At 69.6% G+C, this 15,542-nt stretch carries 14 protein-coding genes and 2 pseudogenes; 5 read left to right on the plus strand and 11 right to left on the minus strand.

Features of this window, described 5'->3' with window-relative positions; translation table 11 throughout:
* Nucleotides 1-15: 15 nt before the first annotated feature.
* The 8 genes and pseudogenes from AB0G35_RS15460 to AB0G35_RS15495 all read right to left on the minus strand — a co-directional run bounded on the left by AB0G35_RS15460 (nucleotide 16) and on the right by AB0G35_RS15495 (nucleotide 7,392).
* The gene (locus AB0G35_RS15460) at nucleotides 16-597 is read right to left on the minus strand and encodes an antibiotic biosynthesis monooxygenase (protein ID WP_360948727.1); all 582 of its coding nucleotides are present in this window, start codon (nucleotides 595-597) and stop codon (nucleotides 16-18) included.
* A gap of 72 nt (nucleotides 598-669) precedes the next feature.
* A complete protein-coding gene (locus tag AB0G35_RS15465; protein WP_360948729.1) occupies nucleotides 670-1,311 on the minus strand; it encodes a glyoxalase in 642 nt (213 codons plus the stop codon).
* A gap of 39 nt (nucleotides 1,312-1,350) precedes the next feature.
* Complete coding sequence (locus tag AB0G35_RS15470; protein WP_360948731.1) at nucleotides 1,351-3,045, minus strand: alpha/beta fold hydrolase; 1,695 nt, start codon at nucleotides 3,043-3,045, stop codon at nucleotides 1,351-1,353.
* A gap of 115 nt (nucleotides 3,046-3,160) precedes the next feature.
* Nucleotides 3,161-3,340: pseudogene (locus AB0G35_RS15475) on the minus strand (GNAT family N-acetyltransferase); the annotation flags it as partial.
* Complete coding sequence (locus AB0G35_RS15480) at nucleotides 3,337-3,714, minus strand: hypothetical protein (RefSeq protein ID WP_360948733.1); 378 nt, start codon at nucleotides 3,712-3,714, stop codon at nucleotides 3,337-3,339. The pseudogene AB0G35_RS15475 and the gene AB0G35_RS15480, both read right to left, overlap by 4 nt.
* A gap of 74 nt (nucleotides 3,715-3,788) precedes the next feature.
* Nucleotides 3,789-5,450 (minus strand): annotated as a pseudogene (ctaD, locus tag AB0G35_RS15485) (cytochrome c oxidase subunit I); the annotation flags it as partial.
* A 272-nt stretch (nucleotides 5,451-5,722) separates the two neighbouring features.
* Complete coding sequence (locus tag AB0G35_RS15490; protein WP_360948735.1) at nucleotides 5,723-6,784, minus strand: EamA family transporter; 1,062 nt, start codon at nucleotides 6,782-6,784, stop codon at nucleotides 5,723-5,725.
* Nucleotides 6,781-7,392 carry a TetR/AcrR family transcriptional regulator gene (locus tag AB0G35_RS15495; protein WP_360948737.1) on the minus strand — a complete coding sequence of 204 codons (612 nt, stop codon included), beginning with the start codon at nucleotides 7,390-7,392 and terminating at the stop codon, nucleotides 6,781-6,783. The genes AB0G35_RS15490 and AB0G35_RS15495 overlap by 4 nt, the downstream gene beginning before the upstream one ends.
* A 552-nt stretch (nucleotides 7,393-7,944) precedes the next feature.
* On the opposite strand from AB0G35_RS15495, the gene AB0G35_RS15500 reads away from it, so the two are divergent.
* The 3 genes from AB0G35_RS15500 to AB0G35_RS15510 all read left to right on the plus strand — a co-directional run bounded on the left by AB0G35_RS15500 (nucleotide 7,945) and on the right by AB0G35_RS15510 (nucleotide 10,387).
* Nucleotides 7,945-8,439 (plus strand): GNAT family N-acetyltransferase, encoded by a 495-nt coding sequence (locus AB0G35_RS15500; RefSeq protein ID WP_360948739.1) that lies wholly within the window; start codon nucleotides 7,945-7,947, stop codon nucleotides 8,437-8,439.
* A gap of 122 nt (nucleotides 8,440-8,561) precedes the next feature.
* Nucleotides 8,562-9,377: a MerR family transcriptional regulator gene (locus AB0G35_RS15505; RefSeq protein ID WP_360948741.1), complete on the plus strand. Its 816-nt coding sequence runs from the start codon at nucleotides 8,562-8,564 to the stop codon at nucleotides 9,375-9,377.
* Complete coding sequence (locus AB0G35_RS15510; RefSeq protein ID WP_360948743.1) at nucleotides 9,374-10,387, plus strand: BtrH N-terminal domain-containing protein; 1,014 nt, start codon at nucleotides 9,374-9,376, stop codon at nucleotides 10,385-10,387. The genes AB0G35_RS15505 and AB0G35_RS15510 overlap by 4 nt, the downstream gene beginning before the upstream one ends.
* A gap of 898 nt (nucleotides 10,388-11,285) precedes the next feature.
* On the opposite strand, the gene AB0G35_RS15515 is transcribed toward AB0G35_RS15510, so the two are convergent.
* From AB0G35_RS15515 to AB0G35_RS15525, 3 genes are all read right to left on the minus strand, one after another.
* Nucleotides 11,286-11,591, minus strand: a complete 306-nt coding sequence (locus AB0G35_RS15515; protein WP_360948745.1) for a hypothetical protein — start codon at nucleotides 11,589-11,591, stop codon at nucleotides 11,286-11,288.
* Between the two features lie 269 nt (nucleotides 11,592-11,860).
* On the minus strand, nucleotides 11,861-12,466 hold the full coding sequence (locus AB0G35_RS15520) for a hypothetical protein (RefSeq protein WP_360948747.1): 606 nt from the start codon (nucleotides 12,464-12,466) through the stop codon (nucleotides 11,861-11,863).
* Between the two features lie 148 nt (nucleotides 12,467-12,614).
* A complete protein-coding gene (locus AB0G35_RS15525; protein ID WP_360948749.1) occupies nucleotides 12,615-13,991 on the minus strand; it encodes a serine hydrolase domain-containing protein in 1,377 nt (458 codons plus the stop codon).
* A 104-nt stretch (nucleotides 13,992-14,095) separates the two neighbouring features.
* Here AB0G35_RS15525 and AB0G35_RS15530 point away from each other — a divergent pair, with 104 nt between their 5' ends.
* Together AB0G35_RS15530 and AB0G35_RS15535 are read left to right on the plus strand one after the other, a co-directional pair.
* Nucleotides 14,096-14,791, plus strand: a complete 696-nt coding sequence (locus tag AB0G35_RS15530) for a TetR/AcrR family transcriptional regulator (protein ID WP_360948751.1) — start codon at nucleotides 14,096-14,098, stop codon at nucleotides 14,789-14,791.
* Between the two features lie 355 nt (nucleotides 14,792-15,146).
* Nucleotides 15,147-15,542, plus strand: coding sequence for a VOC family protein (locus tag AB0G35_RS15535; RefSeq protein WP_360948753.1), 396 nt, complete (start codon nucleotides 15,147-15,149; stop codon nucleotides 15,540-15,542).

Here is a 15,542-nt window from a genome sequence, read left to right on the forward strand (position 1 = left end):
CCGGCTGGACGCGCCTCAGAAACGGTCGTCGACGAACGCGTGGTACAGCGTGTACCGCTTGAAGTCGACCTCATGGGCAGTGGCGGCTTCATGGGATGCGGAGTCCGTCCATTCTGCGACGACGATCGCACGCTCACCATCCGCTGTGAGGTGGACGTGTGCCGCGAGCAAGCCCGGCGCCGGCGCGACAGTGGCCGCCACCTCGCCCGCCGCCATCGTGCTCAGCACGAAGACGCCGGCTGGCCGTTCCGCGTCGTGAACTCCGCTGTGGTGAAGGCTGGTTCGGGTCAGTCCGGGACGCTCGATACCTGGCACGAGCGTGTCCACACGGCTGACGACGCCGGCGCGGTGGGCGCGCGCCCATGCCAGGTGGTCTTCATCGCTGGTCCACTGAGCGTAGAAGAGGAGGCTGGCGCCGTCCGTAGAGAGGAAGACGTGCTGTGCCAGGCGCCCGGGCGGTGTCTCGCCTGCCGCCCACTCGTCGATGAGAGCGTCGGCTGCCGTGCGCGAACGTTCGGCAGTACCGGTGAGCCACTCACTCAGCAGAGCTGTTCCAGCGGCGGGATGAACGAGGTCCATGAAGCGAGTCATGGACATGGACTCTCCTACATCAAGTGCGGTTGAGGTCAAGACGTGAGTGCGAGCCCGGCCCGTTGTCCGGGCTCCTCCTCAGCTTCGGCTCCCCACCTTCTCGACCAGCGACCCGGCCTCCCAGGCGAACCCGTCCGGGTCGGTGAAGGGCCCGGCAGTGCCGGCAAGCACGGTCCGGTGCGATCCGCCGCCGCCGGCGAGAACGCCGGCGTCCTTGGCCAGGGCGCGGCGCTTGTACAGAGCCAGCTTGACGGGGCTGGACTCGTCGGAGGCGAATTCGACGTACTTGGCGCCGAAGCTCTTCGCCACGGCCAGGCCCTGGCCGACGTAGAACTGCTTGCTCGCCTTGACGTCCTCGACTCCCAGCAGGAGCACGATCTCGTCGATCTCCCGGGTGGCCGGGGCGGTGTCCTTCTTCGCCGAGGTCGCGACCTTCCAGATCGTCCCGTCCGGGGCCGCTACGACACCGCCGTAGCCCCACAGCGACTTCGCGGCCGGCTTCAGCGACGTGGCGCCCGCGTCGACAGCGGAGTTGATGAGGCTGTCGACGGTGGCCGGCCCGGACACCGTGAGCGACAGCGTGAACCCGCGGAAGCCGGTTGTGGGTGCCTGGGAGGCCCGCAGACGTATCTGGGTGTCCAGCCCGAAGGCGGTGGTGTAGAAGCGGTGGGCGGCCGTGGGGTCGGCCACCTCCAGAGTGACGGATTCGATGAATGCCATGGCCACCACGCTAGGTGTGGCCCGACGACCGGCGCTTCTTCATTCCTGACCGCTCTGCCGCCTGCTGCGCTCTGTTCGGAGGCGCGAAGGACGGCTCAAGGGGACGGTGCCGGCCATCCCACCGCCGCCGGTCGCGACGCCGCCGGTCGGCTTGGGCGGGACGGCGGAGAAGGGCGGTGCGTCCGGTCGGCACCTTGTCCCGGCCGGCGGGAGGATGCCGTCGATGAGGTAGCGGCTTTCGTGGGTCCTGATGCAGCTGCCGGGGTTGATCAGCGCGGTGTGTCCATACCCGTCGTTGGTGAGCAGGCGGCCGTTGGCCAGTTCCTTGGCCATGGCCTGCGCGCCCTTGTAGGGGGTGGAGGGGTCGTAGGTGGTGCCGACCACCAGGACGGGGTGTGCCGTCGGCTTGTTCCACGGGCCTCGATAGCGGTCGGCGGCGACGGCGCGCCAGGGGGTGCACCCCGCTGCGGCCCAGGTCCAGAAGCGACCGGCGTCGCCTGCGCGGGCGGCGCTTGCCTGCTCCAGGACGTCATAGACCGCGGGGTTGCGCGGGTTGGGGCTGTCGCCGCACAGCACCGCAGCGGGCTGCTCCTCGCCCAGGTAGGGATGGGGATACGGGACCGGTGGTGCGGGTGGGAGCGGCAACGGTCTTGCAACGCGGCCCTGCCACAACCCCTGCAGTCTTCCGGCGAGGTCCGGCCAACCGGGGTGGACGACGTACAGGCTGTTCACCACGTCGGCGACCGCGACGGCGTAGGTCCACGCGCCCACGGGATGTGCCCGGAGCCGCTGCATGAGGTGCTGGTACTTGTTCCGGGTCGCTTGCGGGTCGCCGGCGGAGAAGGCGCAGTGGGTGGTGGGTGCGGATCCGCACAGGGTGAGGAACCTGTCCAGGGTTGCCGCCGCGCTGCGGTCCGAGCCCATGCGCAGGAAGGTGGTGAGCCGCGGGTCCTCGTCAGAGGCGTGATGCGTCCAGGCTTGCGGGTCGATGTTGCTGTCGAGGACCATGGCGCGCACCTTGCCGGGGAAGAGATTGGCGTAGGTGGCGCCCAGGATCGTGCCGTAGGAGATCCCCAGGTAGCTGAGCTGTGGCTCCCCCACCGCCCGGCGGAGCTGGTCGAGGTCACGCGCGGTGTCGGCGGTCGACACATGCCGCAGGAGCTCGGGGTCACGCTGCTCACAGCGCCGGGCCAGATCCCTGTACGCGGCGAAGAAGGCTGTCCGCTCCTTCGCGCCCACCGGGAAGCCCGCCGCTTTGCTCGCCCTCCAGTCGGCGGCCTCCCGGGGGCTGTCGAAGCAGTTCACCGCGGTGCTGCTGCCGACTCCGCGGGGGTCCCAACTGACGAGGTCGAACCGCTCCCGCACCTCACGGGGAAAGGACTGGTAGTTCTGTGGCATCTGGACCGTTCCGGGCCCGCCGGGACCGCCGGGGTTGAAGAAGAGGGTGCCGAGGCGCCGGCCGGGGTCGGTCGCCTTGCGTTTGATGACCGCCAACTCGACGGCTCGGCCATTCGGGTGGCCGTAGTCCAGAGGTACCCTCGCGGTCGCACAGTCGAACGCGCTGCCCCGCACACAGGGATGCCAGTCCAGCCGCGGGGCGGGCAGGGACGGTGTGGGCATTCCGTCGGCCGTGGCGGGTTCCTGCCCGGTCAGTACGATCGAGCAGGTCACCAGCGCGGCCAGGAACGCGGCGCGATGTCGGCGGCCCGCCGCGAAACCGCGTATGAGGGGCATGGGTGTACTCCGTCCGTCCTTCTCGCCGGTGAGCGCCCGAGGCCAGCAACGGCCCTGGACCTCGGCACGCGCCCACATCAACGACACAACGAGTCGGCGGCGCGCGCCAGGCAGCTCACCAGAAGGTGGGCATCAGCCCGGCGGCGGTGGCGACGGCAGTCGATGCCTGGTGATCGGGGTGGATGTGGGCGATGACGGCATGCACGGGTTGCCGGCTGAGCCAGTCGACGAGTCCTCCGGCTGCTTCGGTGGCGATTCCTCGTCCCTGCCACGGGGTCCCCACCACCCAGTTCAGCGGACCAGCACACCGGTCGCCGCACCGGCCATGGTGGAGCAGACGAACAAGAGGCAGGCGCAAGCGGCATGCCGCCTGAGCAAGGCGCGGCGCAAGGCGGCGTAACGGCTCTCGTATTCGCCGCGCAGGCGCTTGGCCCGGTCGGCGGTGGCTTGGAGCGCCTGGCGTGTCAGGCCGAGGCGCTGCTCGGTGTAGTGGCGGGTGAGGTCTTCGGCCTGCCCCGTGGTGAGCCAGGTCAGGCGCGCGCAGAGCGCCTCGGCCTCGCACCGCGCCTGCTCGCGCTCTGCTTGCACGAGCAGGTAGCCCTCGACCTCGTGGGCGAGCGCGGCGCCCTGCCGGTCCAGCGCGGCCCGGTGGCGGCTCGGTGAGGTCACGGCCGGCCGCCTTCATGTCCGGGTGCCTCCACCGCGTCGCGTTTGCCGAGGTACGCAGCGTGGTCCTGTTCGGCGATCTCGGGGTGGTGCAGGTCGAACGCCGGGGATTCGCTGCGGATCCGCGGCAGGGTGAGGAAGTTGTGCCGCGGCGGCGGGCAGGAGGTGACCCATTCCAGCGAACGGCCGTAGCCCCACGGGTCGTCGACACCGACCGGCGTGCCGTACTTGGCGGTCTTCCACACGTTGTAGAGGAACGGCAGCATCGACAGGCCCAGCAGGAACGAACTGATCGTCGAGATCGTGTTCAGGGCGGTGAAGCCGTCGGCCGCGAGGTAGTCCGCGTAACGACGCGGCATGCCCTCGACACCGAGCCAGTGCTGGACGAGGAAGGTGCCGTGGAAGCCGATGAACAGCGTCCAGAAGGTGATCTTGCCCAGGCGCTCGTCGAGCATCTTGCCGGTGAACTTCGGCCACCAGAAGTGGAAGCCGGAGAACATCGCGAAGACGACGGTGCCGAAGACGACGTAGTGAAAGTGCGCCACGACGAAGTACGAGTCGGACACATGGAAGTCCATCGGCGGTGAAGCCAGGATGACACCGGTCAGACCGCCGAAGACGAACGTGACGAGAAAGCCGATCGCCCAGAGCATCGGCGTCTCGAAGGACAGCGAGCCCTTCCACATCGTGCCGATCCAGTTGAAGAACTTCACACCGGTCGGAACCGCGATCAGGAACGTCACGAAGGAGAAGAACGGCAGCAGCACACCGCCCGTGACGAACATGTGGTGCGCCCACACCGTCACGGACAGGCCGGCGATCGAGATGGTCGCGGCGACCAGACCGATGTAGCCGAAGATCGGCTTGCGGGCGAACACCGGGATGACCTCGGTGACGATGCCGAAGAACGGCAGCGCGATGATGTACACCTCCGGGTGCCCGAAGAACCAGAAGAGGTGCTGCCACAGCAGCGAGCCTCCGTTGGCCGGGTCGTATACGTGGGCGCCGAACTTGCGGTCCGCCTCCAGGGCGAACAGCGCGGCCGCCAGGACCGGGAAGGCGAGCAGGACCAGGACACCGGTCAGCAGCACGTTCCAGGTGAAGATCGGCAGGCGGAACATGGTCAGGCCCGGGGCGCGCATGCAGATGATCGTGGTGATGAAGTTGACCGCGCCGAGGATGGTGCCGAAGCCGGAGAAGGCCAGGCCCATGATCCACATGTCGCCGCCGACTCCCGGCGTGTGGGTCGCGTCCGACAGCGGTGTGTAGGCGAACCAGCCGAAGTCGGCCGCGCCCTGCGGGGTGAGGAAGCCGCCGACCGCGATCAGCGAGCCGAAGAGGTACAGCCAGTAGGCGAACATGTTCAGCCGCGGGAACGCCACGTCGGGCGCGCCGATCTGCAGCGGCATGATCCAGTTGGTGAAGCCGGCGAACAGCGGCGTCGCGAACATCAGCAGCATCACCGTGCCGTGCATCGTGAACGCCTGGTTGAACTGCTCGTTCGACACGACCTGTTGTCCCGGCCGGGCCAGTTCGGCGCGCATCACCAGCGCCATCAGCCCGCCGACGAGGAAGAACGCGAACGACGTCGTCAGGTACAGGGTGCCGATCGTCTTGTGGTCGGTGGTCGTCAGCCACCTGACCACGATGTTCCCGGGCTCCTTGCCCTTGACCGGCAGTTCGTTTTCGTACGAGTCCTCGGCCGCCGCGGCACCGTGGGGTTCGTTGAAGATGCTCACTGGTGGGTGTCTCCCGATGCTCGCGGTTGGCTCGCCAGTCAGCCGCCATCCTGGCCGCGGCAGGAGCCGGACAGCCCTCTTCCACGGTCGAAACGCCGCCAGTCGAATGCGTTCAGACCCAACTGGAGTAGCGGCCAGGCAGATCGGCGTGGTCGGCCGGAGCCACTGTCCCGGCGGGCCGGTGCCGTGGCTCCGGCCGGCCGGACAGGGCCGTACCGGTTCTTCCCCGGCCGGAGCTCTGCAGGCTCGGACACCTGGTACGGCTGCAATCGTCAGCTCGTGGAGACCTGTTCGCGATCGGGTCCGGGCACCGGTGAGGGGGTGGCCGAGACGGGAGCGTGGCCGGGCTGGGCTGCGGCTTCTCCGGGGGCGTCGGTGGCCGGCATCGGCATGGTCGCTCGGCGGCCAGGAGTGGCGCGGGCCGGCGTGGTGAGCACGGCGAGGCAGCCGACGACGAAGGCGATGCCGGCCCATCCCAGCAGGGGCAGGCGTTCGCCGACAACCAGCACGGCCAGTACCGCCGCGACGGCGGGTTCCAGCAGCGAGAGTGTGGTCGCGGTGCTCGCCGGGACGCGCGCGAGACCCCAGCCGAACAGGACGTAGCCGATGAGCATCGGCACCAGCGCCATGTACGCGCCGACGGCCGTATTGGACCAGGAGTCGAGGAGCGGGGCGCCGGTGGCCAGCAGAACCGGCAGGAGCAGCAGACCGCCCAGCCCGAAGACGGTGCCCATGGCCGCGCCCGAGCTGGCACCGCGGCTGATCAGGCGGTGAGCCGCCCAGGAGTACAGGGCGTAGGTGAAACCAGCCACCAGACCCAGCCCCACGCCGAACACGGTTGATGCCGTGGTCGGGTCCCCGGGACCGGCGTGTGCACGGGCGGCTTCGGCCGCGCACAGCAGCACCGTCCCGGACAGGCCCAGGGCGGCGCCGAGCATCCAGCGGCGCGTCAGACGGCGCCCGTCCACGGCGCGCTCGATCAGGGCCGAGGCGAGGGGGGCCGAGCCGATCGACACCACCGTCCCGGCGGCGACTCCGGCCAGACTCATGGAGGTGTAGAACGCCAGCGGGTAGGCCCCGACCGCCACCGCGCCGAGCAGCACCACGCCGCGCTGCCTGCGCAGCACAGGCGCTTCCCGGCGAATGCGGGGGCCGGCTATGAGGGCCTGGAGCAGTCCGCCCAGTCCCATGGCGACGGCCCCGATCGCCAGGGGGCCCACGGCCGGGGCGAAGGTCGCCGCGGTGCCCGTGGTGCCCCACAGCACCGACGCGACGAGCACGCACAGCGACCCCGCGCCCGCCGAGCCGGCCGCATGTCCGTTGGGCCGCCTCACAGCCGGTCCAGCAGGTCAGCCGCCATCGTCCGCGCGTGCTCCAGGCGCGTACCCGCGCCCTCCAGCCCGGCGCGTGCCATCGCGCCTTCCAGCAGGAACGCCAGGTGCTCCGCCACCGCGCGGGCCTCCTCGGGCCGTCCGGGCAGCAATTCCTCCACATGCCCGGCGAGCAGGGACTCGACGTCCTCCTTGTGCCGGCGCACCACGGCCCGCCCCTCGTCCCCGACGGGCAGTTCGGCAGCGGCGTTGAGCAGACCGCACCCCCGAAAGCCGTACTCATAGGCGAAAGCCGCGTGATCGGCGTACGCGTCGAAGACGGCGAGCACACCGCCGCGAGCGTCTGCCGCCTCCTCCAGCCGCCGCCGGTACAGGTCCATCCACTCCTCATGCCGCGCGTCGAGGTAGGCCCTGACCAGGTCGGCCTTGGAGGAGAAGTTGTTGTACAGGCTCATCTTCGCCACGCCCGCCTCGGCGGTGATCGTGTCGATGCCCGTCGCCGACACGCCGTCCGCGTAGAAGCGGCGCGATGCGGCGCTGAGCAGGCGCTCACGAGCGGTCCCCCGCCGCCTCCTGGGTGGGGTCGCCTCGGTGCCCGTGCTGCCAGCCATCGCTTTCCCTTCCCCTCTCCACACTAGGTAGACCAGTCTACCTAGTGCGTCAAGGGTCGGCCGGACCAGCGGCACCGGGCGGTATCCGGCCCCCTCCCCGGCGGACAGGGCCGGGCGCCGCCCGAGGGTGGCGCCCGACGGGATGCGGTGCCTCAAGACGTCCGGGCCGCTCAGGTTCTTCACCTTGGTCGCGAACGTCGGGCTGGACGGATCGTTCGGCCCGCCAGCCACCGCGACCCCGGTGCCTGAACCGACGGCCCCTGCCCCTACGGCGACACCGAGGCCGATCTTGAGGAGCATGCGGCGGGAGTATCCGCCGGCTGTCGCGTCCTGCTCGTCCGGTAAACGCGTCATGCTGTCGATGCCCTTCAGAGGTGGCTCAATGGTGTCTCAACTACGCGAGGCAGCCTCGGCGTTGCTGTCCTTGGCGAGGCTCCCGCCACAGCGTTCCGTCCATGGGCGAACCGGCGTGTAATGTCCGGGAAGAATGTGCATCCTGCTGTACCAGGAATGGAGTTGCCGTCCACCGCATCCTGGCGACAGGCTCCTTGCATGATCGAGCTGAAGGTACTGACAGCGGACGACTGGACCGTTTGGCGAGCGTTGCGGATCGCCGCGCTCACCGACGCCCCGCAAGCGTTCGGATCCCGGCTCGCGGACTGGCAGGGCGAGGGCGACCGGGAGGAGCGGTGGCGCGGTCGCCTGAGCATCCCCGGTTCGCACAATCTCGCCGCCCTGCTCCATGGCAAACCGGTCGGGATGGCCAGTGGTGTTCCGGGCTCGCGCAGTGGGGTCGTCCAGCTGATCTCGATGTGGGTCAGCAAGGACGCGCGGGGCTACGGCGTGGGAGATCATCTGCTACGGGCGGTGGAAGAGTGGGCACGGCAGACGGGAGCCGGAACCTTGCAACTCGCGGTCATGCCCGGCAACGAGCACGCCCGCGCGCTCTACCGACGCAACGGGTTCCAGGACGCCGGACCGATCGGTGAGGTGCTGCCGGACGGACGCACGGAGCACCTCATGACGAAGGACCTCTCCGCACGTTGATGCGTCTCCTGGACGCCGTCGCCAGTCGGGGACGAGCTCTCCGCGCGGCAGGTCGGGGCGGCCTCGGGGCCGATGGGTTCGGCGGTGGACCCTCCCACCGTGGGAGAGTCCACCATGGTGGTGTGGAAGACGAACTGCTCACCATCGGGCGCTTCGCCCGCCTGTGCCGGCTCAGCGTCAAGCGGCTACGGCACTACGACGAGATGGGCCTGTTGGCTCCGGTCCGTGTGGACGCCGGCTCCGGCTACCGCTATTACGCACCTGCACAGGCGCGTGACGCCCTGACCATCGCCCTGTTGCGCGAGATGGATCTTCCCCTGGCTGTGATCGCCCAGGCGCTGGCCGCCGAGCCTGGATCCAGGGCACGGATCCTGCGCGCAGAGCGGGACCGGCTGGCCGAGCGGATCAGCAGGGACCGGGCACGGCTGGAGATGCTGGAGCGGCTGGCGGAGGGCGGCGGCCTGCCCACCTATGAGGTGACGAGGGGCAGGGAGCCGGAGCGACGGCTGTCAGGGGTGCGAGCGGTCTGCACCCCTGCGGAGATCGGGAAGAAGGTCGCGGAGTGCGTCGGCCGGCTGCTGCCCGTGCTCGGCACGGCGGGAATCGCATGGGAACCGCCGCTGTGGGCGCTGTACCCGCTGGACCTGGAAGAGCGGATGGAGATCACCGTCGGAGTGCAGACGCCGCAGGGGGAAGGGACGCCCGGCCTGGAGTGTGCGGCGCTGCCCGGCTGCTCCGTCGTCGAGACCCTGCACATCGGGCCCTACGCCCAACTCCCCTTGGCCTACCACGCGCTCTTCGCCGCCCTCCACGAACGCGGCCTGCGTCCGCAAGCGCCCGTACGTGAGGCCTATCTCGTCGGGCCGGCAGAGGCTCCGCAGGAAGAACTGATGACCCGGCTGATCATCCCCGTTCAAGAGAGCACCGGCACGACATGACCATCGTCGAAGACATCGACGCCCACGGTGCGCAGCACTGCGAGACCACAGCCCTCGGGGTGCTGCTGCGGCACCAAGGGCTCGATCTGTCCGAGCCCATGCTCTTCGGCCTCGGCTCCGGTCTGTCCTTCCTCTATTGGGACAGCAAGAACATGGGCTTCCCCTTCCTCGCGGGACGGGTCAAGCCGTTCGACCTCACCAGAAATCTGGCCGCCGGTCTCGGACTGGAGCTCCTGGTCCAGGAGACCACCTCCCCGCGCAGAGCTTGGGAGAACGTGGTGGCTCCCCTCGACGCCGGCCGCCCCGTCGGCCTGCAGCTCGACAGCTACTACCTGGACTACTTCGCCTCCAAGGTGCACTTCGGCGGTCACATCGTCGCCATGTACGGCTACGACGACCACGACGCCTACCTGGTGGACACCGCCCAGCAAGGCGGAGCGGTGTCCACCAGCCTGACCGGCCTCGCCCAGGCCAGGGCCGCGCGCGGCCCGATGGCCGCCAAACACCGCTCGTTCACCCTCACCGCCCCGAGGAACCCGCCCTCCCCACAGAGCCACATCATTCCCGCCATCACCGCCTGCGCCGACGCCTTCCTCCACCCGCCCATCGCCAACTTCGGCCACCGAGGCATCGAGAAGGCCGGCCAGCTCGTACGCACGTGGCTCCGGCGCACCGGCAACCCGCAGCGAGACCTGCCGCAGGCCGCCCTCTTGATGGAGCGGGCCGGCACCGGCGGCGCGCTGTTCCGTAACCTCTACCGCGACTTCCTCGCCGAATGCACCCACCTGCTCGACAGCAGTCACCTGCGCACCGGCCACCGGCTGTACACCGAGGCGGCCACCCTGTGGACGAACGTCGCCGCACTGATCGCAAGAGCCGGTGCATCAGGGGATGCGCAGTGCCTCGTACAGGCAGGCGCCCTCCTCTGCGACCTTTCCCGCGTAGAGCGCGAGGCCATGCAGGCGCTGAGCCTCCTGGGGAGCAACGCCCCGAAGACGGTCCAGCCCTGACATCAGCTTGGGCGTGGTGCCGACCCGTCAGACGCCTTCGAGGTCGAACGCGCCCTCGGTGAGCTCGACGCGGGGCGACGGGCCGTCGCGGAGGCCAATGGACGAGTGCGGCAACCGCGTCAAGGCCGCGGCTTATCGCGCTCGCAGGCGGGCTTTGGCCCCCACCCGAGGGTCGCGGGCCCAAGGGATCACCCTGACCTCGCTCTGCCGATCGGAGGCTCCGGAAGGTATGTCTCGGGCTCCCAGGGCGCGGGCCGGGGTGGCGTAGCAGGAGACGGCGACGGCCGGCCACTAGGACGTACAGGCTCTGTGCGGACCGTTATGGGAGCCGCCGTTGCCGGCACCGCCCTGCCCGCGGGTCAACAGCCTGAGCCTTCCCTCCTGCCTCTTTGGGGTGGTTCGCTCATGGCTCCGCCCCTGCGGCCGACGGGCCTTGTTGGGCCTGGAACCGCAGGGGCGGAGCGTTGCCCGGCGTGCAGAGACCGACGGGCGGGGGCGGCTGAGCGCTGGGCTCCGGCTGCCCGGGAAACCGATTTGTGAACTGCGACCGACCCCATCATGAGGCATCGTTTTCACCGCGCCGACGGCTACCGGTAAGCTGCCGACGGGACTCCGGCGTGCGTACACCCGCACACGATCGGGAGAGGGCCCGATCTGCGGGCGCCGATGCCGGAGCCCCCGGCCGTCATCCAAGCCTTCGGCCGTGTCCCACCGTAGGTAATGGCGTTGGTCAGGTCATTCCGCGATCGGTGATGCCGGTCCCGTCCGCCAGCGGAGAGGAATCCCGTTGACGGGAGGGAATACCGCCGATCATGATGCGGTGTCTTTCCCACGCTCATCCCCACACGATCCGGGACGATGCTGCACACGGCCCGGTCACGGACCGGTCAGGCAGTGCCTAGCCGCGCCCTCTTCCTCGACCGCCCAGGTCGTTCAGGACATCGCCGCTGACGGTGCTGTCCCTGAATCGCTGGTCGAAGCGGGCGTAGTGCCGGTGGGCGTCGGTGAACCTGAACTTCTGCTTGTTGAGGAAAAGGAATGTGCGGCAGTCGTTGCGGGCAGGGAAGAGCAGGCTGAACGACGGGGCACCGCACTCCCGGTATCCCAGCCCGAACGGGTCGTACGATCCCCTTCCGCCCTGAGCGCTCGCAGTGCCGACTACCGACAGCACCAGCGCGCCCGCGCCCAGAGCTGCCGAAACCATCCGGCCAATCTTTCTCACGACCGTGTTTCCCTCCTGTGCTCGTCCCGATCTTGTATCGGGCTCGCCGCGGTAACGACCACGCCCAGTGAAGATCACGCGGTGATACTCCATCCAGGTCGCGATTCAGCAGTGAGGCCTAGCGCATCCCGGCGAACTCCCCCATGTGGCGGGCACCTCATGGTGTGACGGGCGGGCGGGGACCTCTCCTGATCACCTCAATGGACCACCGCGCGCACCGCCCGGGTGCCCGTCCCCGCCCGGCGCCGCCCCTACCGCAGCGGCGCCTGACCCTCCGGGTCCTCCGTGAGGAACTCCGCGACCAGGTCCGCGGGGTTGGCGGCCCTGGTCAGGGCGAACATCTCGTCGGGCTGGAACATGTCGTAGAGGATCACCGGCACCGGCCGCCCCAGTCGTGCTGCGATCCGGCCGCCGCTGTGCAGCTGCCGCGCCAGGTCGACACAGAGTTCGCGGAACTCCGCGTCCAGGCGCTCGTCTCGCGTATCCCGCTCCGCGTCGGGGAGTTCGTCGCCGTCCTCGTACCACAGGCCCCGCGCCGTGGCCTCCCGCCGGTGCAACTCGGCACCGCCCGGGTCGTGTTCGCGATGGTGGCCGGCGATCCGTATGCCCTCCAGGCCCGATGGGGGGAAACAGGCGTAGTTCCACCGTGCGTCCCAGGGCTCCGGCGGGCTCGTTGCCGCAAGCAGCCGGGCCACCTCCGCGTCGGTGTTGTAGCCGATGGCCAGGTAGGGCAAGCGCGGGTCCTGGTCGACGCTGTCGATCCGGAAGGTGACGGCATAGATCCCGGAGGCCGGTTCCTCATCGAACTCCGCCAGGGCACGCACGGTCATCTCCGCCATGTGCTCCCGGAATGTCATCAGGTGCTCTCCTCGGAGACAAGGACGATGGAGACGACCGGGGCGGAGGGAAAGCCGACGTGCGCCTGAGCCGCCGCGCGGTCGGCCACAACCTACCCTGCGGGTGGAAGCGGCCGGTCCGGCTGGCTCACCCCCTCCCCGCGTCGGATCAAGACGCTTCCGTGACGCGGCTGAAGAGGCGGCCGGCGAGGTCGACGCCGGTGATGGCGCCGTTGGCGTCGCGGGAGAAGTAGCCGCGCTGCCCCTGGAGTCCACCTTCGGTGACGATGTACTCGTCGTCGTCGCCGGGAAGAAAGCCGATGCCCGCGGCCGGGTAGTCCGGGGGCATCTCCTCGTCCGACGCCTCACGGATCTCCGGCTTGATCCCTACCGCCAGGGTGAGTCGGGTGCCGTCGGTGGCGATGTCGACGTTCATGGCGTCGATCTCGTAGCGGCCCACGACCTGTTGGGCCTGGCCTTCGTCGTACGGGAGCGGTTCCGCCGTCTTTTCGACCACGCCGAGGCAGTGCTCCAGCGCCCACCGCACGACGGACTGGTTGAAGGGGTAGCCGTCCGGGCCGACGTTGGCCAGCGAGACCACCGCGAAGTTGCGCTCGGGGACGATGAGCAGCTCGGCGAACTGGCCGTTGCCCGAGCCGCCGTGGCCGATGCCGTGGAGCCCGTCCAGGTCGTGCAGGAACCAGCAGATCCCGAAGCCGCCGCCGAGCGTACTGGCGCGCAGCGCGACCGTCTGTTCCCGCATGCGGTGCAGCTCTGCGGCGGGCAACACCCCCTCTCCGTCACTGAGTTGGAAGCGCGCCCAGCGCAGCAGATCGCTCGCCGAGGAGGCGAGGCCGCCGCCGGGGTTGTCACCGCGCGCACCCTCCCTGAACGCTCCCCAGGGCCGTGCGGCGCGCAGTTCGCCGTCCTCGCCGCGGTTGTGGCCCACCGCGAACTTGCGGACCATCACCTCCGCCAGCCCGTAAACGGTGTCCGACAGGCCCACCGGCTCCAGCACGAGCGAGGCCATGGCCTGCTCGAAAGGCAACCCCGTGACCTTCTCGACGATCCGCCCGGCCAGGTTGTACCCGGCCTGGCTGTACGAGGCGCGGGCCCCGGGCGGTGCGATCTGCGGCAGCCCGGGCAGCTTGGCCACGAGCCCGGCCAGGGAGCGGTCGCCCTCGCCGTCGTCGATCAGGTTCCAGTCCAGGCCCGCGGTGTGGTTGAGCAGGTTCAGGACGGTGATCCGTGCCGCGGCCTGCTCGTCGGCGAGCTTCAGCTCGGGCACGTAGCGCCGCACCGGCGCTTCCAGGTCCACCTTCCCCTCGGCGACCAGTCGCATCAGCGCGGTCGCCGTGAAGGTCTTGGAGACCGACGCCAGGTGGAACAGCGTCTTCTCGTCGACCGGCGCCGGGTTGCCGAGGCTCGTCACGCCGTGCGAGGCGTAGTACTCCCGGCCGTCCAGGAGCACCCCGACGGCGACACCGGGAACGCCGAGCTCCGTGGCCTGCGCCGTGACGAACTCCGTCAGCTTGTCCTGCAACATGACTCCCCCTTCGGGCACTTGAACTAAGTACGAGAAGGAGCATAGGAACTACTTGAACAAAGTGCAAGAGCGCACATGAACTAAGTGCAAGTAGGGTGGGGACCATGCCGCGAGACACCCTGACCACCGACCGGATCATCCGTGCCGCCATCGAGCTGCTCGACGACGAGGGGCTGGACGGCCTCAACATGAGGAGCCTGGCAAAACGGCTCGGCTCGGCCGCCACCGCCGTCTACTGGCACATCAAGACCAAGGACGACCTGGTCCGACTCGCCAGCGACGCGGTCTGGGAGGAGATCGAGCTGCCCGACCTCGACACCACCGACTGGCGCGCGGCCGCCACCGCCCACGCCACCGGCATGCACGCGATGCTCACCCGGCACCCCTGGCTCGTCCAGGCATTCAGCAGTCATCTCCTGTACGGCCCCGGAAAGGCGCGGCACGACGACGTCGGCCTGGCCATCTACGAGAAGGCGGGCTTCGCCGCCGATGACGCGGACCGGGCGGCCGCCACCGTGCTCGTCTTCGTGATCGGCAGCACGCTCGGCCCTGCCATAGAGCTCTCGCTGAAGCACCGGCTGAGCAAGGACGGTGCAGACGCCGGGCAACTGATCGCCGACGCCATGACCCGCGCCACCGAGACCGCCAGGCAATTCCCCCGCCTGCGCGAACGCCTGAACACCACCGCCGCCACGCAATACGCCGCAGCCCCCGACGACACCTTCGCGTTCGGCCTCCAGTCCATCCTCGACGGCTTCGAGGCCCGCCTCACGGCCAAGGCGGCGAGTCGGCGCGAGTGACCCGGCCCCCGGGCCCCCACGCTCACCGCCCGGCTGGCGGACCTCGGCCGGCAGACGACCGATGCGCTCGCCGCGGCCCTGACCGAGGAGAGGAAACCCACCACGATCGCCGAAGCCGTCCTCGATCTCCTCGACGTGGCCGAGGAGATGCCGAGCGAGCGCGTCCTCCACTACGCCGCCCGCGAGGGGTGAGACGTTCAGGCGATGCGGCGTCTCGGTAGGACAACTACCCAGCAGCCGTGGGAAGTTCGAGGGGCATGCGCGCTGCCGTCGTCCGTCTCTGCGTGACCAAGCGGTCCCCGGGTATCCGACGTGTACCGGCGGGCACGGGCCTACCCCGGAGGGAGGGATCCAGATGGCCGTGGCCAAGAGCAGCGTCCTGGTGCTGGATGCTGCCGAACCTGAGGAACTGGCCGAGTTCTACGCCCGTTTCCTCGGCGGCACGTCACGCACCGGCAGCCACCCGGACTACATAGAGATCGTCGAGTCCGCGGGCGTCCGCATCGCCGTCCGACGGGACCACGGCGCCGCGCCGCCGAGCTGGCCCCGGCCGGACACCTCACAGCAGGCACACCTGCACTTCGTGGTGCCCGAGAAGGACATGGACGAGGCGGAGCGCGAGGCAATCGACCTCGGTGCGCGCCCTCTGGAGACCCGGAACAACGGCGGGCCGTTCGACATCCGGCGTTACGCGGATCCCGCCGGACACCCCTTCGTCCTGGCCGCACTTGAGGGGCACGGGACTGCCTGA

Origin of the sequence: Streptomyces sp. NPDC021749 (assembly GCF_040640655.1) — a bacterium.
GTDB lineage: Bacteria > Actinomycetota > Actinomycetes > Streptomycetales > Streptomycetaceae > Streptomyces.